Source organism: Coprococcus sp. AF19-8AC, from assembly GCF_003603115.1.
GTDB classification, from domain to species: Bacteria; Bacillota; Clostridia; order Lachnospirales; family Lachnospiraceae; genus Coprococcus; species Coprococcus aceti.
Genome location: NZ_QTMI01000007.1, coordinates 15,149 through 39,830, shown reverse-complemented (window position 1 = coordinate 39,830; position 24,682 = coordinate 15,149). Strand labels below are relative to the sequence as shown.

Here is a 24,682-nt window from a genome sequence, read left to right as displayed (position 1 = left end):
ATGTTTCTGACACCGTCTCACGCGACAGCTTTTATAAGATACCACCATCATTTTACAATGTCAAGCATATTTTTTCTTTTTTCTATTTTTATGTTTTTCCTATTATGTATTTTCTTATTCTCTTCTTATTTTCTTCTTATTTTCTTTTTATTTCTTTCTTTTATATTCCTCGTTATAATCAGATTTTAAGATACTATACCTGTTAGTTTCTCCGTTTCCTTTATACTCAGCTTATATTGTATCTATACGCTTTGCCTATACCAGCTCAAGTCTTTCAATTATAAAACCTTCATTCTCCATGTGATATACGGTTCCGCAATATGGGCAGTTTCTCTGACGGACAGAATCAAAGCTTGCTCCACAATTCCTGCAATACACAGATGTAATGGAGAATCCAGGAGGTTCCATGTAAGCAACATTTCTCCGAAGTGTAACGTCTATACAGTCTCCGCACCTGTTGACGCGTCCATTCTTCTCACTGTAATTTATCCACCATGTTCTGAGTGTCATGCACAGATGACTTCCCTCCATATGTATATCCTGCACTGTCATAGCCTGCATATATGTCATTTCTATAATATCCTGAAAGTATGGATTTAATGTTCCACCACAATATGATGCCAGATTCTCCGGGTGGTCTGACATAATCGCCATACGGATAAGAGATATGATCTGTCCCTCAAACTTCTCAAATGAAAAATACGGATCATATGGTGCAAATGCACTTTTGACCTTTCCTTTTGTTGTCACATAGGACCAGAACGGTATTCTCTTTCGTCCATCCCTGTTGAACTGTTTTGTCATAAATATAATAATAGAAATTATATATCCAAATATTCCGCCCATAATAAGTGCTACAAAAAATGACATTAACAAAGCCTGCGGTATTGGAGTTTCCCGGTCGAGAAAAGAAGGTATAAAACATGCAAGGAAGAAAACCAGCATGGTTATCCCTGTGGTCTTTCCCATCTTCTTCTGATTCTTTGTAGAAGCATTCTCCCGAATAAAAAATATATTTGTTACACGGGGAAACAGATCACTGATACGAAAAACCGTACGACAATAAGGGCAGCCTTCCGTGAGAGCTGCCACAGGGCTAACTGCACCGCAGTTTGGACAAGTCATGGACATACGTGTAAGTTCCTGCTCATTTGGAGTATGGACAACTGTCTCGTACATCGTATCTTCGGTTACACGCTCATATATTATGCCGGTTGAATTCTGGAATTGCAGATGCCTGTCAACCCCCTCATACATGAGATCAACTGTGTACCAGGATGTCTTTCGAGGCACTCTTGTAGTTCCCATCGTTTCTCTCTTCACAGGTGATGTATGCTGTATCATACGAATGCCTTTCCGTGCCATTCTATCCTTCTGAAGGCGAAGAATATATGATGTGTCTCCATCACAGCTGCGTGGACGCATGTCAGAATCATACCAATGATTTAATTCTATGGCGAAATCATCAAATATACTTCTGTGTTTCTCCCATGTCGGAGTATATTTCTTAAATGCTGTCACCTGTTTTCCATAACAGATCAAAGAAATTATACCAGCTATGATCAAAGCCGCTCCAATACATAGAAAAATAAGAGCCGGTGTCTTGTCTATATCTTCAATTGTGTAAACTGAGGCACCAAGGAGTCCCAATGCAAACAACACTATCCCCCTCACGAGCAATTTTGTATCTGGCGCTGGCACCTCCAATTTACGTTTTTTATTTGAAAGATTTGATATATCTGAAAGTATTGACATCTTTTTCTCCCACAAAATCCCATTAAATATATGTTGTTATTGTATCTTTGATACTATGCCATTTTCCGTAAGTGTCTGCAGACATTCCGACGCACTGTCATCGTGCATCATCTGCCACACCTGTTCCATTCCTGGTGCAAGCGGTTTTCGCAGGAACTCTTCTCCCGATATCCAGTACACTTTGCCCTCTTCTGAAGATATAAGTTTCCCCTGATACTCATCCGTCTTGTACAGAAATCCGACATTTCTCACAGCTCCGGTCATCCAGTGATATATTCCGGTGAGCTTTGGATTGCTTATGGTCAGCCCGGTCTCCTCATATATCTCTCGTATCACCGATTCTGTGAATGTCTCTCCGGGTTCCACATGTCCACCAGGGAATGTCGTTCCGGAATAGCTTTTCCCTACTTTATCGAGTGCAAGTACACGCCCAGCGTGATCATATACCATGCACATATTCATAAATATTACTTTCTCTATTTCCGCCATTTTCTCCATCCTGTTGTTTCTATACATTCTGTATGTATTCTCCGGTCTATGGATTTATATCGCACTCTATATACTATATATCATAATGTGCGAGTACGATAACACGTTACTATCACAACGAGCTTAATTATCTGATGCTCTTTTTCAGAATGTCATATTTGTTATCTACATCATTTTGTATATTCCCCGAGCGCAGCCTTCAGATACTCATACCTCTGTCTTTTCTCTTCCTTAGCAAAATGTACCTCTCTCTGCTGTTCCGGATTATTCTCATAATCCAACACTTCATCGCCGAACTGCTCGCTTGTGAGATCAAAAGCGCAGTCACCTATCACATTGTAACAATGATAGTTTCCGCCTGGTCTCTTTATACCGTACACCTTTCCACCAAATATATCCTGTGCCAGAAAAGCAGTGATGGAACACTGCCCCAGCGTCATGTTATCCTTTGTCCATCTGTCCCTCATCCTCGGCGCACAGGTGTCTGCACACCAGATATGACTCAGCGCATCGTATAGATCTGTTGGGGTATTTATCCCCGGATATTCATCTGTGATGGCTGGTACATCTGCATGCTCCCAGCCCCAGAAATTGTATGTCTTTTTTCCGTTGTTCATCCATCTCACCTTCTATACTACATTATTCCACAGTGTTTTCAAGCACTCCGATATTTTCTATCTCACATCTTACCACACCGCCGCCCTTAAGGTACAGTGGTTATCATATATCCGTCAAGGCTCTTGTCGAAACAAAAAGCCACCCGGATATAAATATCCATTCGCATTCAACCGCGAATCATATTTATACCCGAATGGTCTCTATATATTCATATGATATTGTCACTTGCGTTATCTACTACAGCCCTACTGAAGCTTTCCGTACTCCTCATCCGTCACAGGCTCGCACCATTCATTTGATGTCTCCTCACCTGGAACCTCGATTGCAAGATGGCTGAACCAGCTGTCAGGAGCTGCGCCGTGCCAGTGCTTTACCTCAGCAGGAATGTTGATGCAGTCGCCTGGATTCATCTCAACTGCAGGCTTGCCCTCCTCCTGATAGTATCCGCGTCCACCGACACATACAAGGATCTGTCCGCCACCGCTCTTTGCGTGATGGAATAGCATTCTGAAGATGGATCTTCAGCGATGAGTCAGTGATTCCCTGTGCCATAAGTGCCACAACAGTTATGATACTTCTGGTCTTTACATCGATGTCATTGTTGTTCCAGTTCTCCCCAAAGAGAACATCGTCATTAAAATGTGCAAACTCAGGAGCGAACTCTCCGAGTGCATTTCTTCCCGCTGTCTGTACTATCTTTGCCATTGTTTTTCTCCTTCCAAATGTAACTCTGTTTCATATATTCGTTGGATGTATGAAAGTTATTATCATCCTTCACTAATTTGTCATACATCTATTCTTTACGCGAGGGTTTTATCTACCCACTTCTCGATCTCCTGTCTGTTTGCCATGTTGAGCAGTCCGCCTTCTACAAACTCAGCTCCCGGTGCCGACGGCTGGAGTTCCTTGATCGTGTTGCCAAATCCGCTTCCACCTGATGTTGCGAACAATGTGATCTTCTTGCCTGTGAAGTCGTACTTCTCAAGGAATGTATTGATGATCGTCGGAGCCACATACCACCAGATAGGGAATCCAAGTACAATCTCATCATAATTCTCAATATGTGCATTTGAATCATCAAGCTCCGGTCTAAGTTTCTTGTCGCTCATCTCGACGCTGCTTCTGGATTTCTTGTTCATCCAGTCAAGGTCAGCCTTGGTGTACAGCCCCTTTGGTTTGATCTCGTACAAATCTGCGCCTGCTGCCTCCGATATCATCTCTGCAACATTTTTCGTGGTTCCACTTGCGCTGAAATATGCTATAAGCTTTTTTGACATTATGTAAACCTCATTCAACTAAACGTCATCCCATTCTAATCACCTTTGACGTGGAATGATGCTACATGTCAAGTCTTCGTCAATCGGTCGCTTAATGATAGAAATTTTCAATTAACTCATTTAATCTTCTGGTCGCTTGATTTTGCAAATCCCATGTGATATAAAGTAAACATTGTTTACCAAATAGTAAATGGAGGTGACTATCATTCGGGAAAGTACAAAGGAAACAAGGGCAGCAATACTGAAAAGTGCCATGGAAGTCTTTCTTGAAGTTGGATATCAGGAGGCGTCCATGCGTAAGATCGCTGCAAGGGCCGGTATAACCGCAGGCGCAATATACAAGCATTTCTCAGGCAAAGAGGAAATGTTTGACGAGATATTTGAGGAAAGCGGCAGAAAGCTCATGGAAGTCACTGAATCCATGATCGGAATAGACTTCACTGCCATGTCAGATGACGAGCTGCTCAAGGTGTTGTATTCCAGGGTATCGGTGCAGATCTTCGATATGCTTGAGGGCGACATGCAGCTCTTTCATATGCTGCTGAAAAATGACTCAGGCAAATGTCTGGAGAAATTCCGCAGTATCTATATAGAAAGAGGTGCTGGCTTTGCGCTTAAGTATTATGACGAGTTATACAAACGTGGGATTGCAGTCAGGAAATTATCTAAGAAAACAGTGTATATGCTCTCTCTGGCTGAGTTCTCAATGGTCTGTGAAATAATTGCAGATGACTCATGCCAAAGTGGAGTCACATCAGAGATGAAAACTGCATTTATGGAGGCTATGAATGTTCTGCTGCACGGCATAGAGGCAGGACTGCAGATAGGCAAAAAGCCTGATAATCAGGACAAATAACACTATCGCACTTCATCGGGCTGCCACGTTCACATAAGCGAAAATGACGACACATCTTATAGGAGGAAAGAAAATGGGAAAAAAGAAAATCGAAAAAGGCTCTGTCCAGGAAACTCTTCTTCTTCCACTGTACGGAAGAAAGCGTGCCATGGAGATGTATCCGGGAAACTTTAATGATCTTGACTGCCAGAGAATATACAACGAGGTCGAGATAGACTATAACAGGAAAGGTATCATGGAGAAAATCGGTGCTATCATGGCTGCCACCAGACAATATGATCTGGCATCCGTCTGCCGATCGTATCTCAAGGATCATCCAAGAGCCTGTGTTGTGAACCTCGGCTGTGGTCTCGACACAACATTCAGCCAGGTGGATAACGGACAGGCACGTGCGTACAATCTGGATTTTCCTGACGCCATAGCTGTCCGCAATGAACTTTTAGGTGAGCGTGAACGCGAGACAAATATCGCCTGTGACCTCAACAATCTCTCATGGTTTGACAAGATAGATTTCCGCCCTGAGGACGGGATCGTATTCTTCGCATCGGGGGTCTTCTACTATTTCAAGACTGAGCAGGTTAAGACTTTGTTTGCCGCCATGGCTGAGCATTTTCCTGGAGGCAAGCTGGTATTTGACGCGACGAAGAAAAAGGGTCTTAAAAACATGCTGAAGACATGGCTCAAGGACTGTGACGACAACATCGGTGTTTATTTCAGTGTCGATGAACTCTCGGAGCTTAAGAGCTGGAGTTCTTCATTCAGTTCAGTCGTCAGGAAAGGATATCTCACAGGGTACAGACCTCTTGACAAACGATATGGATTTGTCCTCAACACTGTTTTCAAGCATCTGGACAAATCATGCATGTGTCAGATAATCGAGATCGTCTTTAAATAAATCGTCAGGCCCATGATTGACCTGTATTGATAATTTGAATGGTGTCAAATAGAAAGGATATGTAACTATGAAATACAGATTTACACAGAAATTATTTGGTTATTTCTTTCACAATTCATGCATGAAGCAGGCAAAAGCACAGCATCTAATCCTTGACAGCAAGGCTATAAAGAACGAATACAAGGCAGTCCTTGAGCGTGCCGATGACATAGGAAAGTCGCACCTCATGAGCTCATACTGCATGGGCGCATATTTCATCGCACTAAACAGAAAGACTTCTCTTTCACCGGAGGAATGTTTCAGCCTGTACAAAGACGGGCTGTACAACAATAAACTTTTTCATATGGTTATTGGAAATGCAGACAGCTATCTCGATGAAAAAAAGCTTCCGGGAAGGAAGAAATGGTCTGAGGAATCTCATCTGAAGCGCTATAAGAATGACTGGGTTCTTGACATCATCGTGGGCGGACCAAACGATGACTTCGTACTCGGATATGATTATCACAACTGCGGGATATGTAATCTCTGCCGCGACGAGGGGTGCTTTGAACTGGCAAAGTATCTGTGCCGTATGGACTACGTGCTCGCTGACATGATGGGCATGAAGCTCACAAGGACACAGACCCTTGCCGAAAATGGAGCTTACTGCGACTTCCGCTATGGACGGAAGTCACAGTAATTGATCTATCTTTTATAATCAAGTTCTCCCACTGCCATAGGATTCAGATTCAGTGTCACCCATTTGACCGAAAGCTCTGTGAGTCTGTTTATATCCGTCTCATCGGCATCCTTGATGCCGTTTATGAGTCCGGCAAATTCTCTCTGCTCGTCCGCGTCAAGTGGTGTGCCCATACATATGTATCGATACAGGGCATTTGCCATGCTCTTGAAATCTGAATCCCAGTTGCAGCATCCGTTATCTAGTATCTCATAGGCAAGTTTTCCCGATATACGGATGACCTCGCCCTGAACTGTGCCCGCATGTCCCGAACCAGGCACAAGAAGATTCCACAATTCTCCATGCTGCTTCTGCCAGCGCTTCTCATGAATGACGATCGGCGATGTGCCGTCATATTCTACCCGTCTTGGAACAGGGGCAACTCCGAGCAGTCCATACAGACTCTCCATCGTCCTGTCAAGCTCCGGCATAATATCAGGACTCATATCTTTCCTGCGAAACTCTATATCCTCAGCCGCGCTTCTCATATATGTTCTTATTTTATCTGTGACCGGAACTCCTATCCCGATCAGATACTCTGCTACCGGCGCAAGCTTTATCAGATCAAATGTCCTTGCCCAGTGAAACGCTCTCTCAAGTGGAGTCTCCCCTGATCTGGATGTCACTTCTGCATCTGCTCCCGCCTGTATCAGACATTTGACAAGCTCAAGATTGCCAGTCTTCACAGCCACATGCATAACGGTCTCTCTGTCAAGACCCTGGGTGGCTGTTATGTCTGCGCCCAACTTCACCAGCGCTATAGCCTGTTTCTCTGATGCCATTCTTCCGGCATGATAAAGCAGCGGTGTGTAGCCATACTGGTCAACATAGTTGATGTCGATCCCCTGCCCTATCAGCCACCGCATCATCTCCTCTGAAAGTGGAAATTCCAGTGCATTTCCCTTGTTGTATCCGCCATATGCATTGATGTCGCATTTGCCAAATACCTTCTTGATGTCCTCATCACTTGCCGTCTGCACAAGCTGCTCAAAATCCTTTGGCAGTGTTTTTCTCTTTGCCATGTGTGTACCTCCCATATTCTATTCTACTTACCCCTGATCTTCCTGACATTCCTGTTCATCATATGCCTTCCCCAGTTTCTGTACAGGAACGCCTTCACCCTTGACATCTCCTGATGGTGTTCTTTTAACAGCCCATCCGGCGAATCATACACTCCGAAATCCTGATTGATACCTTCGCTCTGGATATATGTATTATTCCTGTCAAAATCTATAACAGGATTCTTAAAGTCCTTAACTGCCACTCCAAATCCGCAAAATGCACCCGTACACTCACTGTATTTCGCCTGCAGCTTTTTTAGATATCCCATATCCAGAATAAACGCCTCAAGCTCATACCACCTGTTTTCAAAATACACTTCTACCCAGCTATGGAATACATTCTGTGGTGCATTTCTGTATACGATTCCTGTCATAGCGCCCTTCTGTAGCTTTTTATCAATGGTAAATCCATGCACTCTGCACGGGATATCGCAGGCTCTAAGCAGCGCCATGAACAATGTTCCCTTGGTGTTGCACTGTCCATAGCCATCCCGCAGCACCCTGGACGCCGGGACACTGTCATCCACATTATATCCAAACAATATCTCATCCCTGACAAATGTATAAATGGCCTTCAGGCGTTCAAACTCTGCCATGTCACTCCACTTTCTCTCTCTGATGAACTGCTTGATATTCTCATTTGAATAGTCGAGCATCTTTGTCTCTGTCAAATAATCGTGCATCCCTTTTACCTCTTATCCGAAAAATTGCATATCTGTATCGGTGTGCCACCTTCCATAACGTGGAAACCGTGTCTCTCATAGAAAGCGACATTCTTGCTGTCCTCCTGCATTCCCTCTATGTACAGATAATTCTTATATTTATCTCTAATATATTCTACCATATTTCCGGCTATTTTCTGCCCCTGATATTCAGGATGCACAAGAACATAGTGTACAAATGCCACCAGCTCTGAATCATCCAACACTCTTGCAAGTCCGACAAGGCGCTCACCCACCATCCCATGCGGTAAGAACAGTCTGTGAGTTCATAAGTGCTTTGTGAAGTCTCTGTGGGTATTCTGCCGAGATCCACCCAACCGACTTAAAAAGCTCCTGTACCTGATCCTGTGTAAATGTTTTCTCTTCTGTATATTTTATCATTATGTCTACCCCCTATGGTCACATTTCTGGCACTGTGTCATCTCGTTTTCGTTGTCTTCCTTGTAAAAGGTTCCTGACCACTGACAAATACTCTTAAGTATCGGTACAACGGATCTGCCCTTATCTGTAAGTGAGTATTCAACTCTCGGAGGAATCTCATCATATGATCTTAGAAAACTTTGGTTTTCCATATTCGGAAACATATTTCTCAATGTCAAATTGATTTTTCTTGTCAAAATCCGAAAGCTCTTTGTACATCTCGTTTGCGGTTATATCGACCTTATCTGAAAAGAACGGTCTTACTCCACGCACCTGCAATATACATTTGCCGCCATCCATAAGAGCCAGGCGGTCTTGGCTCATAAGCTCCCGCCCAAGTTTCTGATAGTTCAGACCATAGGACTGAGATGTTCCTCTGGTATCAGAGGTGTTGTACGTGTCAATCGTTTCCTTACCCAGCACTTCCGACAGATCTTTTAATGTTGACTTCTCCTTGCCACCTAAAAACAGAAATGTATCGCAGTTACCCTCGATCGTCTCTGCGTTATCCTTATAAATTGACTTTAACTGTGCCTTAGACTGTAGGATAATGGATGCCGATATCTCTCTGCTTCGTATGGTTGCAATCAGCTTGTCAAACTTCGGAATCTGTCCGATGTTTGCGAACTCGTCCAGGATACACCGCACATGTACCGGGAGCTTTCCATGGTATTCATCGTCTGCAATCGTGCAGAGCAGATTGAAAAGCTGTGTGTACATGATTGATACCCAAAAATTAAGGGAATCATCTGTATCCGAAATAATGACAAACAGTGCTGTCTTTCTTCTACCGATGTCCCCTAAGTCGAGTTCATCATATGCTGTTATCTCCCTGACTTCCTTGATGTCAAATGGTGCAAGTCTCGCACCACAGGAAACCAGAATACTCTTGGCTGTCTTACCTGAAACAAAATGTCAAAGACTTTTTAGTACCCATACATTTCATTGCATGAAAAAAGCCACTGTAGATTTCTCCACAATGGCTATAAAGTCATTTTTATTCACTTTTGATTTTCGGCAACCTCATGCCCAAACTGGAATAGGTTTGACACTTTAATCGGGACTGAACTCCTTATCGGTAATGACATAATGAAATTCATCTGCACCAAAGGTATCTTTGTCCAGATCTGTAATAGTAAATGTAGTTCCATCAAATTTCATATAGCCGCTGGTGCCGTCAACAACAACGCCATCTTTTACAATGTCCAGATAAACAATTCTATCGATGCTATTCAACTCATAGGCCTGCCAACCGTCCACACCCTGAAAATAGGCTGTAACATTGGCAAACGGTTCATCGTTTTCCTTCTTGCAGACAAGATAACTGGCACTGTCCTCCGATACCCAGGTGGCAGTCATTCCCCAAGGACCTTCCGTTGATACATATCTCCCAAATTTATGGTCGTTGGTACGGTTAATTATGAGTCCTACAAAAGAACCAACAACGAGTACAAGAATAAGCACAACGACACCAACAATGATTTTTACATTCTTCCTCATGATAAATTCACCCTTCCATAAATTCATCTGTTAAGAATATTCTTATTTTTCGCTCTTATTGAACATACTAATTATACCACAATATATGCAAGTTTTCCATATGCTTTTCTACCTATGCCGTATGCTGATTTGCCCTAACATCATTCTCAATCAGCCTCTTTATCTTGTCCTTCATGCTTTCTTCGGCATCCTCATTGAAATGCACTCTCACAACATACATTGTGCCACCTATCTGCTTTCTGAGTGCTACCGGTGTGTGTGATTTTCTATTCTCCATTTGTGTTCTCCTTTATGTCTGCCTGGTAAGGAAGAGCCTCTTTCAGCTGACAACCGGAAGCTGACAACCGACCTCTAAAAACTCTCAATTCCTTTTATTTATAGTTACTTTTCCTAAATTTACTTTTTCTCAAATATTCCGTTGCTTTCGTTGTCAGAACTATATATATCCCTTAAAAACATAGTAAATATAAGGTTTTATAGAACATAGAACCGACAACGGGGTTGGCAACGGGATAGACAACCAGCCGACAACCTATCAGGCATTTATCTCTCCATCCACTCCGGTGGCAATGATAACTGCTCCATCTGCTCCTTGGTTATCGGTTGAAAATCCTGACCTCTGTTGTCAGGCTTCTCCCATCCTTTCTGCCTGCGGTATGGTTCAGGAAAATGTCTTGGATTACTAAAGGCAATCCAATTACTGCAGTTATTCATAATGTCATTAATCTCACGAATTTCCCATTGTGCCGGATTTCCGTCATTTCCCAATGCCTCAGAATATAACTGCCTTGAACATACCATGCTTCCCTCGTAATGCTCCAAATAGTCAAGAATCAGCTCTTTCTTGGTATCTTCCTGCATAAACTGCTTCTGATACTCACAAAGCTCTTTTTCCATCTCTTTCGGAAGCCTCAGCTGGCATTTGCCACTCCTGTAGATTTCCATAGCCTCTGCCCACATCTGGTCGATATATTCCCTTGATGTCTTTTCATCATCGAGTATATGAGTTTCCGCCTCTTCCATATTGCAAAGAATAGGCAGAAATCTTCGGTTTCCCGACCTGTCCATAGGCAGGAAATCCAGCGAATTTGATGAACCGGCAAACACGCACTGCCTCTTGTGGTCTTTGGGATGCCTGTCGTATGGGGTCTTGTAAGTGTCTTTCTGTCTGCTCATAAAGGACTTGGTATCTTCCACATTCTTGGCATTGAGAATTGCCACCATTTCAGGGAACTCTATAATCAGATGCCCCTGTATTTTTCGGTATACATTATCATCATCCATTTTCTTCAAGTCATCCGTAAACCAGTCATCTTCCATGGCAAGGAAACGCAGAAAAGTGGATTTACCGGCTCCCTGACCACCTACCAGGCAGAGCATTACTTCAAACTTGATGCCCGGGCATGAAATTCTTGCTATCGTCCCTATCATAAAAAGCTTCATTACCTCATAGGTGTACTCACTGACCTCTGCCCCTAAGAAGTGATGCAGTGCATAGCGTATCCTCTCCCAGCCATCCCATGTTATGGAATTGATGCGGTCAAGAACCGGATGGTATCTGTTTTCATTTGCCACGACCTTTATCACATCCTCAATCCGCTTTTCGTTGGATAATCCATAATGCTTTTCAAGGTAGACAACAAGGAATTTCAAATCAACATCCGTCAGGCTGTCGCTTTCACGATACCATCCCAAATCCCTTGTAATGTCGATTTTATCCGTAAACATGTTCAGACGGAATGCACCCTGCAGATTAGGGTCATTCATCAAAATCAGACGATAGTTACCGACTGTTTTCCTGACTTCTCCCTTTTCTGTGCTCTCCAGCATCGCCCTGACTTCTCCGATACTCTTCAATTCTTCCTGCAATCGACTTCACCCCCTTTCCAATGTCAGAAACAACAGAAGCTCTGTCAGGGATATCCTTTTCAAGGAGAGTATCAAGCTGATATTCCACTTTACTGATATTCTGCAGAGCTTCTACAAAGCAGGGATGCCATTCCTCATCCATGCTCTTCGGTGCATATTCTGTTTTCCATTTCCTTAACAGATGATAATAGTCTGACAGAACACAAAAACACTGCTTCTGCTCTTCATCCAGTATCTGCTCCGGTGTTTTCTTTGGTGCCATCTTTTTCGGTGGTGCCCGGTTGGTTGTGTCATAATTCAGTCCAAAGTCAGATGCAATCTTCATTGCAGCTTCCTTTGGTGCAAGCCCGAAATATTTTGCCACAAAATCTATCGCATCTCCGGTATCTCCACAGCCGAAACAATAGTATCTCTTATCAATCTTCATGCTGGGAGTCTTGTCTTTATGAAACGGACAACAAGCCAGCCCACTCCGGTTGATTTTGATGCCATACTGCATAGCCACCTGCCTTGCAGTGACATTTTCTTTCACTACTGCAAATACATTCATGCTTATCCCAATTCCTCTCCCCTTGCTTTTTTGTGTGCTGGTGTTTCTGCCACCTTTGCTCTCTGCTCCTCTACAAGCTTCCTGTTTGCCTCAAGAAGGGCACGGACTGACTTCCTTGCATGTTCCTTTACCTCAGACTTCTTTTGCTCCTTTATGCGTGGATTTTGCAATGTTTCCATTACTTTCCCGGCTACTTTCTGTGCCATGCCCCTGAGCCTGTTTTCCAAATTATCAAGACACCTTCCGACAAAATCCCGCTTGTCCTTTGGTGTCTTTCTCTCATCCGAGGTCAGCCACTTTTTATATCTGCGAAGCTCCTCAATATCTTCCGCCCTGGTCTGCTCTGCCATTGTATCAGATACTGCCTCACACGCTTTTTCATAGGCATCCTCAGCTACCTGTTCCACAAAATTCTCCATATCCAAAACTCTCATGGTAATCTCATCCAGAACTGCCTGCTTCTCTGCAATTCGCTTTTTCTGATTTTCAATTATAAAGTCCTGCTTTTCAAGATAGCCTGCACCGCCATAAACCGGCTCACACTCCACCTGCACTCCGTTTCTCTGTGCTATCTCCAAAAACAATTTTCTGCATTCTGCATCAAAGTTCATTTTCCGGTTATTGTATTTCCCTTTCTTTTTTGCTGGGTCAGGCAGTTCAAAGCCAAGCTCTTCCAGTGCCTTATCCTGCTGGGGACATAATTCTCCATATTTGTTTTTTGCGTCAAATACATGCCTCTCATGAATATGCGGGGTTGCCTCATCCAGGTGCAGTGCCCAGTCCAATATATGAATGTGGGAGCCATATCTTTTATTGAACTCGTCAAAGAACTCTGCTGATACCTTAGCTAGCACATCCGGTGTAACCGCATGGTCTATATTGCCAAGCTGTATCACGCTTTCTTCCGGGCAGGTCTTATTGTTTTTCAGTACATCATCAATCGTTCTGTTTCTCTCCGGATGCCTTGCCTGCTCATTCCTCTCATTCTGTGCATCCACAAAATCTGAATAATGCTCATAGTAATAGGCACGCTCAATTTCTGTAAAATTAAACTGCCTCTCTTGGGAACTGCCCGCAAAACTGTAACCCTGATAGCAGTCCCAGTAAACATTCTGCTTTGTTCTTTCCGAATCAATATGTTCACTGTGCTCCACATCAAAATCCCTGTCATTATGCTTTACATCATAGACTCCATGCTTTCCACTTCTGCCATTATGCCTTGAAGCTTTCATTGTCTTTTCTCTCCTCTCCACTGTTTTGTTTTTTTGATGGCGGAGCCGATAAACCCTTGCGTTTGCGGCAAGTAATACCCAGTACTTATTGTCGCTACGACAATAAACTGGGCAGGGCTTCTGCCCTTGACCTGATGAAGGCTCTGCCTCTCAACTCCGACAAAGGTTGCACCTCTGTACTCTGCTCCGAAGGAGTTGAAATCTGTCATCCCACAGGACGGATAACACAGTTCAACTTCTCCGGTTGCCCTGCATTTCCTGCGGAAATTTGAGCATGAAAAAAGCACCCAAGACTTCTCTCAAGTGCTTTCTGCGAAATCCTATTCAGGCATTCCAATCGTCGGTTCCAATGCAAGACTGCCTGCCGTTGCATAGACTCCGTTCTCCCTGTCCTGCCTGCGGATTTCTTCTTTCATTGCCTGCATTTTTGCACGCTTTTCATTTTTTACACGCTCTTCATATTTCCTCTGCCATCCACTTTCTTTTCTTCGTAAATACTGCTGATGTCTCCTGTCCTTGATTCTGTTAATCCGGTCAATCTCAGCCTGCTCTTCAACAGTAGGTTCTGTCATCATTGCCGGTGGAACATACCGACCAACAAAATTGAAATAGATTTCAATCTCCTGCGTGGTTTGGATGCTCCCCTTTCTGTCTCTTTCATGCACCAGCACCTTATCAACAAATTCATTTACCATTGCCGGTGTCAGTTCCTCGAACTTCTCATATTTATCAATCAGTGCAATAAACTTGCCGGCAGAATTTCTGCTTTTCTCATATTCTGTGAGCTTCGCTTCCAGCTCCTTAATCTCTGCATCCAGCTCCGCTTTTTCCCTGGCATACTGCTTATCAAGAACCTCATATCTGCTGTCCGGTAGTTTGCCGAGAATATTGTCCTCATAAATACGGCAGATTAGCTTCTCCAGCTCCTCACAGCGATTTCCAGCCACTGCGATTCTTGCCCTGACCTTTTTTACCTCTGCATCCTCCTGTGTTGACTGTGCCATTGTTATGGTGTCTATGAACTCGCTCCGGTCATACTTTGCATATTCAAAGATTGCCCTGAGTGTGTCTCCTATCAGTTCCAGCACCACTGACTCGTTAATCCTGTGCTGTGTCTTGCACAATGTTCCGCAAGGTACCTTGGTATAAGCAGAACAGGTATACTGGGCAATCCTCTTTCCATTGCTTGTCCGGTGCACATACATTTTTGCACCACAGTCAGCACAATACATAAGACCGGTAAGAACATGATGCTCTCCCCATCCGTCCGGGTATCTCCTTACATTTTCCCGTAATTTCTGCATTGTATCAAAGGTCTGCTGGTCAATAATCGGCTCCTGCGTATTCTCAAATATTACCCAGTTGTCCTCTGATACATAATGGCTCTTTTTATCCTTAAAATGCTTCTGTGTTTTAAAATTGACCGTGTGACCTAAGTATTCCCTTTTCTTCAATATCCCGACTACTGTAGAAGAACCCCATCCATAAGGGTCTTTCACTTTCTTGTTTCTGTTATTCCCCTGCCCGAAGCGTGCCATATGCACTGCCGGTATTTCCACTTTTTTCTCCTGCAGAAGTTTTGCTATCTGATAAGGACCCAGCCCATCAATAGTCCATTTGAATATCAGCCTCACAATTTCGGCAGCTTCTTCATCCACAATCCAATGGTTTCCGTCATTTTCATCTTTCAGGTATCCGTATGGTGTAACACTTGCCACATGCTTTCCGGATTTTCCCTTGGATTTGAATGTGGATTTTATCTTTTTGCTGATATCCTTGGCATACATTTCATTCATAACATCCCTGAATACAAGGAAATCGTCGTCTCCATTGTAACTGTCATGATTATCGTTAATTGCAATCAGACGAACTCCCTTTTTGCGAAAGAACTCCCGGAGCTGACCTACCACAAGATAATCCCGCCCTAACCGGCTCATATCCTTTAGAATAATGGTTTCCACTTCTCCATCTTCCACAAGCTGTATCATAGCCTTAAAGGATGGTCTGTCAAAGGTTGTGCCGGATATACCATCATCAGTGAAGTGCCTGAACCTGGTCCACCCTTTTTCTCTGCAATAATCTTCCAGCAGCTTCTTTTGATTTGATATACTGTACGACTCCCCAAGGTTCTCATCCTCTCGGCTTAATCGTTCATATAATACAATTATTTTCTCACTACTCATGTTCTGCTCCTTTCCTCTGTATTTGAGCCAAAAGTAATAAGCTCAAAGAGAATCTTTAATCTGTTAAGGTACTAAAAAGTCTCTTTCATCTTATTACACCTGCCGCAAGTTTATATTTATGATACTGTCGTACTGCAAAAGAATCCGGATCAGCTTCTATGCCCTCTTCATCATTACCAAATTCTATGTCTTTGAACATAAGGTCAATGGCATTCTCAAAGTCCTCATCCTCTTCTCTTGTCTCCGACGCATCTATCATGGCTAAAAGTGAGACAAAATTTCTCTCACTCTTCTTACAGTATTTCACAATGTACGCCACATACGCTGTGAACAGTAACCTCTCGGCTTTCACCCAGAAATCTTCTCCGCTCTGTGCGCCCTCCCCCTTTGTATTTGCAATCAGCGTATTCACAAATTTGAGCACATCCTGCTCCGTATGAATATATGCAAATGGGTTATAGTGCATGGACTTTGCGAAATTGATTGTGTTGAATACCTTTATCTTATATGGTGTCCTCTTATAGATCACCTTGCCGGATTTGGTCTTTAAGACCTGTCCGTTCTTGCCGACCTTCGGTACTTTGTTACCCTTGTCGTCAAGCTCCCATGCCCCTCTTGCAAGCATGGTACCCACTTCTTCAAGTACAGTTCCCTTGGGATCAGTCACTACATACGAACACTGCATCTGCATAAGTGACGGTTTCACAAATCCTCTTGTTTTTCCTGCTCCGGAACCTCCGACAATCAGGATATTTTTGTTTCTGTCGTACTTTGGGTGTTCCGGTCTCGTCATTCTGAGCCATTCTGTCGCAGTCAGCGGAATGTTGTTCCACTTAACCGGGTCTGTATATGGTTCAAAATCCTTATCCGTCCCCCACTTCGCAGAGCCATATTCCTCTCTTGGACGGAACTGCTTGGCATTCTTCTTTCTGGAGTTCATGAAAAGCTTGAATGCCACACCTGCTCCGATACCACAGATAAGCGGTGTAAGCTTAAATGAAGGTGCAAAATATGGTTTGACCTGGAATATCAGCGAAAATGCTTTGACACACTTATCCAGCATATCGCCGCCATCTGCTGATACCACCGCCTGTACATACTTATTTATCACATAAAATATGATTACAAACGGGATTCCATCAATCGCTACCTTGTTCGCATTCAGCTTTCCATTCTTGTAATACGGTTTCAGTATCTTCTTAGGTAATGCCTTCAGGTCATCAAGTACGGCACCGCCGATATTCTTTTTCCCCATAAGCACCACCTACAAACTTGTATCCCGGCTCTTTTTCTTCGTTTTCTCACGCTGCCGGTTCTTGTCTTTCTGTTTCTTCTGTGACTGCTCCTTCTTGTCCTTGATTCGCTCCGTAAGCGACTTATCCTTCTTCGGATTATGCTTTCTCGCCGCTTCCTTGATTTCCTCCTTTGCATTTGGTGTGATACTTCCAGATTCCAGGACTTCATTCTTGTGATCCTTGATCTCAAATCTCGTAGAGAATTTTGACAGTGTTTCCACATCGTCTATATTTATCTCACCATTATTTACAAAGTCAGCCGACATAACCTCCTTGCCCTTATCATCGTAAAGCACAAGTGTCTTAGTCATTTCCTTCTGCTCCTCAAGTACCTGTTCGGAAGCCATCTTCAGTAATGCTGCCACCTGATCTATGCTTTTCACTTCACAGAATGCAGTGTGCGTGATAGAACCATCTGCTCTCGTTACCTCTTTCATATCCATTGGAATATGACTTTTCTTACAGGCTTTCTCCAAAAGTTCCGCTGTTCGCTCATCATTCACATCAATATGCGTGACATCCTTGCCCTCTCTGTTAAATCCCTTTAATGAGCCATGAGTTTCCTTATAATTCGACATTACCTTATCGACAACCTTGCCGAGCAATGTCTCCTTCTGTTCCTCACTCATACCCGGATTCTGCTGTTCAGACCGCTTACACGCATCCGCAATGGCAGTAATCAGATCTACGCTGACAGTCACAATCGCCTTTCCTGTCTGGAACGACTCCTGCGTCAATTCATCGACCATTGTTCTGTCCTCCCGATATTATTTTCTCTGTGCTTCCTGTCGTGTGTGGGTGGTCTTACCCATCGAATACCATTTTTGTTGTACATTTGTTATCCTCCTTCTTTTCAATTTGAGCTTCTGGACAATTTGTCCAAAAGCTGCTTTCCTTTTTTGTCCTCGAAAGGACAAAAAAAGAGCATTTATGCTTTTTACACATAAATGCTCTGACGCTGTTTTATTATAAAATTGTCTTAGCTGTTGTTCCCTACAAACTGAAATTTAATAATTAGTTTTTTTCGCAATCAAAACTCCAACAGGAGCTAAACCGCCATCCACCAAATTCACTTTGACGACTGTAAAGCCATAATTCGTAATAAACTCACAAAAATTTTCCTTGTTCCATTCTTTGTATGCTTTAAATCCTGTAATAGACATCAATCGCTTTCGTAAACCACTTGATTTTTTCTCTGCCCATAAGAAGGTTGGTGCGTACAAAATACCATCTTTTTTTAATACTCTACGAATTTCCTGCATTGCTTTTTCAGGCTCTGGCATAATGTGCAGTGCATTTGAAATTACTACACAATCAAAATTTTCATTCTCATATGAAAGTGCCGTTGCATCGGCTACGCAAAAACTAAGTTTTTCTGTTGTACCTCTCTTTTTCGCTTGCTTAATCATATTTTCCGAAAAATCGGTTGCCGTCCAGCTATTAGTACAATCGGACAATGGGAAAGATAGCTGCCCTGTTCCACAAGCTAATTCTAATACATTCATATCAGATTTGAGATAATCTCTAATATATCCGCAGATTGCATTATAAAACTTCTTATCTGACTCCATCAAAGGTGCATATATTTTTGCAAGTCGTTGCCAATAACCCTTGTTTGCCTTGTCTTTCATATCAAAATCTCCATTTTATTCAATAATACAACTTCAAATTTGCTTATTTTAACCAAATCGGACCGACAATAAATATTCCCCAAAAGAGAACTGTAATAATGACTAAGGCTTCAGATACAGACCAGTAAATGATTTTATATTTTTTTACCGTAAGAGGATATATAAAATATATCAGTACAACTAATAGCTGTAAAATGATAAATAGTATTGTTTCCTCAACCGTTGCAGATATGAAAAAGTCAGCAGCGCCCTTTGCTACACCCTTACCTATAAGCCAGATATTGACTGCCAAAAAAGAAACGATTGAAAGAATTAGCTTTACACCAAATCTATTCATGTTATTCCCCTCCAAATTCCGATTGAGATTTCACCTGTTTTAAGAAATTTAATAACTGTTATATTTTATTATTAAATTCTTCGCAACCCCTTGAAAACACTGGATTTGTCGCAGGTGAGCTTTCCCTTATTATTTCCCTTGTGTTATATCGTCCCATCAGTGTTTATGCACTCTGATAAGGGCAAATACAAGGGCAAGAAAAATCTATAAGACAGTATAACACAAAATAAAAGTGACATGGTGAACTGATTGAAATGCTTCTTAATTTTTGCTACTACTGATTGATTAAATGATAAGGAGATGGGATACGATGAGAACAATATTTGCAGAATACAATCCACAGTGCAACAGCATTGATGTATATACTAATACGGGCTATATACTCCGTATTGATTGTTGGGAAGCAGAAAAAAATTTAAGAACCACACCTGGATCTGATTGTGCTTTGACATCGCTTGCAATCGATGAGCCATTAGAATATGCAAGGTTATATCTTGATGGGAATTTACAGATGTGGGTAGATGCTGAAGATTCATTAGAGTTATGATTATTCCAATCAAAATCTACTAGAATTTATTAAAAATTAGCTTCATAATTTTAAAAGGACAGCCCTATTGCTATGAGGCTGTCCTTAAAAATACAATAGATAAACCTAGATTATTCTTGCTACTATCTGATTGTTAAATTTTCTGTATTCCATATTGCAAATCTCCCTTTTCGCAATATTTTATTAGTATGAATGCCAGAATCGCTGAAAAAACACGTGCCAATACCGTACTCCACCATATCATAATCTGTCCACCAAATAAAGGTGGTAAAACAAGCATAAATATCAGCATCAATACTGGTTCAATGAATGTAAGAATGTATGACAATCCACTTTTTTCAGTAGCATAAAATCCAGCTGTCGCTATTCTGGTAATCGCAACAAATGGTAATGACACTAAAAATATAGGTACAATTTTAGAAATCTCAATACTTACTTCATAAGAAGCTCCGAAAACCCCTCCAATATTTGCTCTGTTTACATACATGATAATTCCACCACAAACAGCAAGAATTATTGCAAAAATGTATGCCATTCTCTGAACTCCTCTCAGGCTTTCTTGATCCTTCTCACCATAAAAACGGCTCATTAAAGGTTGACTTCCATCACCTACGCCCTGCAATATGAGATATATGATACAGATAATATAGGATACACATGCATAAGTTGCAATAGCTTTTTCTCCCCCATAAGAAGCGGAGAATCGGTTTATAAACACCAATGAAATATTAGGAGTCAATGCTAGCCCAAATGGTGCAAGACCTACTCTGAATATAGCGCCACACATTTCTTTTACATTTTTTAAGGATACATACACATAAAACTTTTTATTATATAATGCGTATATGATTGCAATTGCTGCAGTCACACCCTGTCCGGCTATTGTAGCTGTGGCTGCACCTTTCATGCCCATTTCATATATCCATACAAAGATAAAATCCAGAACAATATTGGTTATGAATCCACCAACCATCGCAAACATTGACCAGAAAGAGTTTCCATAATTTCTAATGAATGGCATCATTCCAGTTCCAAGAATCTGCAATATTGCTCCAAGTGCTATAATTTTGATATAATCTGTCGCATTTGTTAATATAATTCCATCTGCTCCAAGCAATCCTAAAATTTTAGACGAAAAGGAGTAAATAATTATGGTACTGATAACACTTACTATTACAAGAAGCCACCAGCTTGTAGCAATAAATTCTTCTGCCCGTTTTCCTTTCTTTTCTGCTGCATTAATTGAGTAATAAACAGCTCCTCCCATACCAATTCCTGTTCCAAGAGCCTGAATCAAAGCCACAATCGGATATGCAATATTAATAGCCGAAAGTCCAGCATCTCCTATGGTATTGCCTACAAAATATCCATCCACTATCGCATATATTCCTGATAATGCAAATGCTATAATAGATGGAATAACATATTTAAAAAATAATGATTTATGATTCATTTTTCTTACAATCTCCTTCCTTGAAAAGTCTGATAAACAACTCTGTATTATCATTAAGACTTTCTATATTCTCTAATCCCATTTTTTCGATTACATATATTTCTTTTGAGTGCAGTTTTTCTATGATATCTTTCGTATATTCCATTCCTGATTCTGTGAGGCATATCAGCTTATTTCTCTTGTCTGAATCATCAGATACCATATTGATGTATCCTTTTTTCTGAAAATCTTTTAGTATCGTATTTACCGTTTGCTTAGGTATATTCCATTTTTCACTTATCATTTTCTGCGTGCATCTTCCATTACTTTCATAAAATGAATACAAAGCAAAAACTCCATTTGAAGACAGTCCCTGATCCTTTGACCATTCCTCATACATTGCTGTACATTCTTTCCATAAAGCATAATATCGTTGCAACTGTATTATCATATTATTATCTTTTCTCATCTTTTTCCTCCTTAAATTAGTACGAATCCAGACTTTTATATTATAGTCCGAGTTCGTACTAATTGTCAAGATTTATTTATATACTTTTTCTTTATATAAACAATCAATAGTCCCTTACTAAGGACAGGAAGATTATGAAATTTCCCTGTCCTCTTTTAATAATATCCTCGTTCTTCCATCCAGTCTTTCACATAACATCTGATTCCAATATAAATAATATGCGACAGTAATAGCAATACAATAAGATTTATCGGATTAGCGTTTTTAATCCATTCTCCAAAGTAAATTACAACAGCTGTACTCGTTATCGCTACCACGATACTGATGATATCCCAACAATATTTCCGGTAGATTTTTCCTACCTGATAACCAATCCCGATTATCAGCCACCCGGTTATTACGAATAAAATTGCCATGACAGTACCGGCAATCAGCCAGTACACAATCCCGGAAAGAATACTGTTAGGTATTCCACTGCTTAACTGTCCGAAAGAGTCTGCACCTGTCACAAACTCCCGAAATAAACTTCCCATTCCTTTTCCTAACGCACCGAAAAAGACGATACAGTCGTTAAGGAAAACCGGCGAAAGAATCGCAGTAAACAGTGTTGTTGTTATGCTGTACCATGCCAGTAGAAACAAGATACTTTCATAACCAATCGTCATATTTTTATATTTCTTTTCTAACTGGCTTTTACGGCTATCGCATTTTTCTTTTGCTTTCCGGTAAGCAGTACGGTCACATTTTTCACATTTCTCATAAGGCACTTTTTTCTCAACAGCTACCTCTACCGTCTTTTGGTGTGTCTGTGCATAAAGTTTTTCCTGCTCTGCTTTTTCATACTTAAATTTCCATGCCACGGCTTCTGCGTCGGCTCTTTTCCTGCTGTCTGTCTCGCTGGTCAATCGTTCCTCTGTTTGCCTTAATCTTGTCCGCAATGCTTCGATATTCTCGGCTCTGTTTTCGCTGTTCAATTTCTCGTTCAAGGTCAGCGATTCGCTTAGCTGCCTGTTTAGTTCCTGGATTGTCTGGTCTTTCTGATCCAGTTCGTCCTGCATCTGTTCGGTCATCAGCAGAAGTTCTTCCACCTGCCCGACGTTCTCTAAGTTTCTGCATTCGCTCATCGATCTCCCTCGCTTTCTCTATCTGCTGTTTAAGGTCAGCAATTCGCTGTTCTGTTTCTGCAATAAGCTGTTCTCGTTGTTCAGCTTCTGCGTTAATTCCTGCCATTGCTGATTCTCGTTTTCCAACTGTTCGATTCTGGTTTTCTGTTGCTCGATCTGTGAGAGCAGTTCTTCTGTATCTGGCAAAAGATTTAGCAGCCTGGATAATTCGCTGTTTAAGCTTTTTAAACTCTGGTTCTGCTCCTGAAAAGACAGGAGCTGCCTGTCCCGTTCCTGCAATTCCTGTACCATCTCTGCCATAAGATTCTGCTGTTCCTCGATCTGGTTTATCATTGTCTCCATCATGGGAATGACTTCCCGGCTTTCTTCTAATGTCACGCAATCGCTCCTTCCATTGTGTTAATGCACTGGATACTTTTCCAAAAGAAATCTGTATTTTATCCAGCAGTGCATTTTGTCTTTTTATGATCTGGTTTTCCTCTACTTTCCATGAAGTAGAGGATGTCTGTCCGTTTTGAAATTTCTCGTCAATTTTTCTGGCATCTGCGCCCTCATGGATCGTCGGTATCTCTAATTTTCCCTGCCTTGCATAAGAACGGTGGTCAATGTGATTTTCCGTTTTCAAATGTGCATTACAGACGTTTGCCCATTCGCTCCGCCATAGCTCACAATTTTTCGGATTGTTCCACCCGGTAGCATCGGTTAATACACGTTTCCACTGTTTGCGGTTCCTTGTCCCGACTTTCTGGACTCCATTTTCATCAAGTACGGGGATTCGGATTCCATGACGGTCAGGGTTCTTTTTATCCTGCCACCAGTCCGGATGGGATTCATCCACCACAATATTTCCATTTTCATCTCTGACAAACTCCCAATCCTTGATTTCTTTGTTACCCCATGAGTGGTCTGAATTGAATGGTCGCATCGTCACCAGTAAATGCACATGGGGATTACCATCTCCTTTATCGTGGATACTCCAATCCGCACACATTCCCTTATCTACAAAGGTCTTTTGAATATATTCAGTTGTATAATCAATCTGTTCCTGTCGGCTCCATTCTTTCGGAAGTGAGAACTCAAATGACCTGCCGAGTTGTGCATCTGAACTTTTTTCTATCCTCAAGACTTCATTCCATAAACGCTGCTTCTGAAAAGTAAGTTTGAATTTTTCCAGTGCAGCATTTTGGTTATCTGCCCTTTTATATCGGACAGATTTCTGGAACCGTCTGATATTTTCAGCAGGTACATTCTGCCATTCCTGTGGTGCATTTTCACACATCAGCAGGCTGGTATAAACGACTTCTTTTTTTGAAGTATAGTAGCTGATCCTGCCTGTTTCTTCATTTTTCATCACATCGCCATTGAGATAAGCAGACGCCGATATGATGGATTTTCCTTTGCTGCGTCCAACAATCTTTACTGTATAATGAAAAATCGCCATGCTCCGTTTCCCCCATTCTGCCGTATCCGGCTTTGATTTCCGGCAGGTAACGTTTTTCCTAAAAGAAAATGGTATCTGCCGGAGCACCCTCTGCGTAAGAGTGCCCTGTGCATAACAGCCTGCATGGAATGTGCCCCTCTGGCGAAGAGTGCCTCCTGCGGCATGAGCAGGTCTGGCTGAAAGCCCCGCCGACGGAACGAGCCCGGCAAGCGTAAGCGCAGACCGGTTGCCACCTGTGGCAAACTTATACGGACGACCTCT

General features: G+C 42.0%; 27 protein-coding genes and 2 pseudogenes. 4 read left to right on the top strand and 25 right to left on the bottom strand.

What is annotated here, in order from left to right:
• Positions 1-255: 255 nt before the first annotated feature.
• From DWX57_RS13665 to DWX57_RS13640, 5 genes and pseudogenes are all read right to left on the bottom strand, one after another.
• A complete protein-coding gene (locus tag DWX57_RS13665) occupies positions 256-1,755 on the bottom strand; it encodes a zinc ribbon domain-containing protein (RefSeq protein ID WP_120124732.1) in 1,500 nt (499 codons plus the stop codon).
• 36 nt (positions 1,756-1,791) lie between these two features.
• On the bottom strand, positions 1,792-2,244 hold the full coding sequence (locus DWX57_RS13660) for an 8-oxo-dGTP diphosphatase (protein ID WP_158547613.1): 453 nt from the start codon (positions 2,242-2,244) through the stop codon (positions 1,792-1,794).
• 170 nt (positions 2,245-2,414) lie between these two features.
• On the bottom strand, positions 2,415-2,861 hold the full coding sequence (locus tag DWX57_RS13655; RefSeq protein ID WP_120124730.1) for a YunG family protein: 447 nt from the start codon (positions 2,859-2,861) through the stop codon (positions 2,415-2,417).
• Between the two features lie 246 nt (positions 2,862-3,107).
• Positions 3,108-3,567: pseudogene (locus DWX57_RS14770) on the bottom strand (carboxymuconolactone decarboxylase family protein).
• 95 nt (positions 3,568-3,662) lie between these two features.
• The gene (locus DWX57_RS13640; protein WP_120000503.1) at positions 3,663-4,139 is read right to left on the bottom strand and encodes a flavodoxin; all 477 of its coding nucleotides are present in this window, start codon (positions 4,137-4,139) and stop codon (positions 3,663-3,665) included.
• Between the two features lie 190 nt (positions 4,140-4,329).
• Here DWX57_RS13640 and DWX57_RS13635 point away from each other — a divergent pair, with 190 nt between their 5' ends.
• The 3 genes from DWX57_RS13635 (at position 4,330) to DWX57_RS13625 (ending at position 6,569) form a co-directional block, all read left to right on the top strand.
• Positions 4,330-4,995: a TetR/AcrR family transcriptional regulator gene (locus DWX57_RS13635; RefSeq protein ID WP_120124728.1), complete on the top strand. Its 666-nt coding sequence runs from the start codon at positions 4,330-4,332 to the stop codon at positions 4,993-4,995.
• A 73-nt stretch (positions 4,996-5,068) separates the two neighbouring features.
• Positions 5,069-5,890, top strand: coding sequence for a class I SAM-dependent methyltransferase (locus DWX57_RS13630; RefSeq protein WP_120124725.1), 822 nt, complete (start codon positions 5,069-5,071; stop codon positions 5,888-5,890).
• 67 nt (positions 5,891-5,957) lie between these two features.
• A complete protein-coding gene (locus DWX57_RS13625) occupies positions 5,958-6,569 on the top strand; it encodes an L-2-amino-thiazoline-4-carboxylic acid hydrolase (protein WP_118650075.1) in 612 nt (203 codons plus the stop codon).
• A gap of 5 nt (positions 6,570-6,574) precedes the next feature.
• Here DWX57_RS13625 and DWX57_RS13620 read toward each other — a convergent pair whose 3' ends face one another.
• The 16 genes and pseudogenes from DWX57_RS13620 to DWX57_RS13540 all read right to left on the bottom strand — a co-directional run bounded on the left by DWX57_RS13620 (position 6,575) and on the right by DWX57_RS13540 (position 19,408).
• Positions 6,575-7,630 (bottom strand): ankyrin repeat domain-containing protein, encoded by a 1,056-nt coding sequence (locus DWX57_RS13620; RefSeq protein WP_243017732.1) that lies wholly within the window; start codon positions 7,628-7,630, stop codon positions 6,575-6,577.
• 23 nt (positions 7,631-7,653) lie between these two features.
• Positions 7,654-8,352 (bottom strand): transglutaminase-like domain-containing protein, encoded by a 699-nt coding sequence (locus DWX57_RS13615; RefSeq protein WP_120124723.1) that lies wholly within the window; start codon positions 8,350-8,352, stop codon positions 7,654-7,656.
• A 5-nt stretch (positions 8,353-8,357) separates the two neighbouring features.
• A complete protein-coding gene (locus DWX57_RS13610) occupies positions 8,358-8,630 on the bottom strand; it encodes a GNAT family N-acetyltransferase (RefSeq protein ID WP_004853622.1) in 273 nt (90 codons plus the stop codon).
• On the bottom strand, positions 8,620-8,772 hold the full coding sequence (locus tag DWX57_RS14190) for a hypothetical protein (protein WP_004853620.1): 153 nt from the start codon (positions 8,770-8,772) through the stop codon (positions 8,620-8,622). The genes DWX57_RS13610 and DWX57_RS14190 overlap by 11 nt, the downstream gene beginning before the upstream one ends.
• A 5-nt stretch (positions 8,773-8,777) precedes the next feature.
• Complete coding sequence (locus DWX57_RS14765; protein ID WP_334290442.1) at positions 8,778-8,963, bottom strand: winged helix-turn-helix transcriptional regulator; 186 nt, start codon at positions 8,961-8,963, stop codon at positions 8,778-8,780.
• Positions 8,932-9,717: pseudogene (locus tag DWX57_RS13600) on the bottom strand (VirD4-like conjugal transfer protein, CD1115 family); the annotation flags it as partial. The pseudogene DWX57_RS13600 and the gene DWX57_RS14765, both read right to left, overlap by 32 nt.
• Positions 9,718-9,864: 147 nt before the next feature.
• A complete protein-coding gene (locus DWX57_RS13595; protein WP_015533334.1) occupies positions 9,865-10,311 on the bottom strand; it encodes a hypothetical protein in 447 nt (148 codons plus the stop codon).
• A gap of 112 nt (positions 10,312-10,423) precedes the next feature.
• Positions 10,424-10,588, bottom strand: a complete 165-nt coding sequence (locus DWX57_RS13590; RefSeq protein ID WP_004853612.1) for a transposon-encoded TnpW family protein — start codon at positions 10,586-10,588, stop codon at positions 10,424-10,426.
• A gap of 266 nt (positions 10,589-10,854) precedes the next feature.
• Positions 10,855-12,141 (bottom strand): virulence-associated E family protein, encoded by a 1,287-nt coding sequence (locus DWX57_RS13585; protein WP_330378014.1) that lies wholly within the window; start codon positions 12,139-12,141, stop codon positions 10,855-10,857.
• Positions 12,095-12,730 carry a CHC2 zinc finger domain-containing protein gene (locus tag DWX57_RS13580; RefSeq protein WP_120124717.1) on the bottom strand — a complete coding sequence of 212 codons (636 nt, stop codon included), beginning with the start codon at positions 12,728-12,730 and terminating at the stop codon, positions 12,095-12,097. Before DWX57_RS13580 ends, DWX57_RS13585 begins: the two co-directional genes overlap by 47 nt.
• 2 nt (positions 12,731-12,732) lie before the next feature.
• Positions 12,733-13,962 carry a hypothetical protein gene (locus DWX57_RS13575; RefSeq protein WP_004853606.1) on the bottom strand — a complete coding sequence of 410 codons (1,230 nt, stop codon included), beginning with the start codon at positions 13,960-13,962 and terminating at the stop codon, positions 12,733-12,735.
• Positions 13,963-14,282: 320 nt separating this feature from the next.
• Positions 14,283-16,145 (bottom strand): recombinase family protein, encoded by a 1,863-nt coding sequence (locus tag DWX57_RS13565; RefSeq protein WP_120124714.1) that lies wholly within the window; start codon positions 16,143-16,145, stop codon positions 14,283-14,285.
• Positions 16,146-16,230: 85 nt separating this feature from the next.
• The gene (locus DWX57_RS13560) at positions 16,231-17,400 is read right to left on the bottom strand and encodes a type IV secretory system conjugative DNA transfer family protein (RefSeq protein ID WP_117551376.1); all 1,170 of its coding nucleotides are present in this window, start codon (positions 17,398-17,400) and stop codon (positions 16,231-16,233) included.
• A 9-nt stretch (positions 17,401-17,409) separates the two neighbouring features.
• Complete coding sequence (locus DWX57_RS13555; RefSeq protein WP_117551378.1) at positions 17,410-18,189, bottom strand: hypothetical protein; 780 nt, start codon at positions 18,187-18,189, stop codon at positions 17,410-17,412.
• Between the two features lie 258 nt (positions 18,190-18,447).
• On the bottom strand, positions 18,448-19,071 hold the full coding sequence (locus tag DWX57_RS13545) for a class I SAM-dependent methyltransferase (RefSeq protein ID WP_117551380.1): 624 nt from the start codon (positions 19,069-19,071) through the stop codon (positions 18,448-18,450).
• 43 nt (positions 19,072-19,114) lie between these two features.
• Positions 19,115-19,408 carry a hypothetical protein gene (locus DWX57_RS13540; protein WP_004853536.1) on the bottom strand — a complete coding sequence of 98 codons (294 nt, stop codon included), beginning with the start codon at positions 19,406-19,408 and terminating at the stop codon, positions 19,115-19,117.
• 310 nt (positions 19,409-19,718) lie between these two features.
• Here DWX57_RS13540 and DWX57_RS13535 point away from each other — a divergent pair, with 310 nt between their 5' ends.
• Positions 19,719-19,955 carry a DUF6061 family protein gene (locus DWX57_RS13535; RefSeq protein WP_002578301.1) on the top strand — a complete coding sequence of 79 codons (237 nt, stop codon included), beginning with the start codon at positions 19,719-19,721 and terminating at the stop codon, positions 19,953-19,955.
• Between the two features lie 133 nt (positions 19,956-20,088).
• Here DWX57_RS13535 and DWX57_RS13530 read toward each other — a convergent pair whose 3' ends face one another.
• The 4 genes from DWX57_RS13530 to DWX57_RS13515 all read right to left on the bottom strand — a co-directional run bounded on the left by DWX57_RS13530 (position 20,089) and on the right by DWX57_RS13515 (position 24,421).
• Entirely contained in the window at positions 20,089-21,408 is a 1,320-nt protein-coding gene (locus DWX57_RS13530; RefSeq protein WP_109214827.1) for an MATE family efflux transporter, read from the bottom strand.
• On the bottom strand, positions 21,398-21,856 hold the full coding sequence (locus DWX57_RS13525) for a MarR family transcriptional regulator (protein WP_108817235.1): 459 nt from the start codon (positions 21,854-21,856) through the stop codon (positions 21,398-21,400). Before DWX57_RS13525 ends, DWX57_RS13530 begins: the two co-directional genes overlap by 11 nt.
• Positions 21,857-22,011: 155 nt before the next feature.
• On the bottom strand, positions 22,012-22,761 hold the full coding sequence (locus DWX57_RS13520) for a DUF6040 family protein (protein WP_009243742.1): 750 nt from the start codon (positions 22,759-22,761) through the stop codon (positions 22,012-22,014).
• Entirely contained in the window at positions 22,700-24,421 is a 1,722-nt protein-coding gene (locus tag DWX57_RS13515; protein ID WP_117535163.1) for a MobA/MobL family protein, read from the bottom strand. The genes DWX57_RS13520 and DWX57_RS13515 overlap by 62 nt, the downstream gene beginning before the upstream one ends.
• Positions 24,422-24,682: the final 261 nt, after the last annotated feature.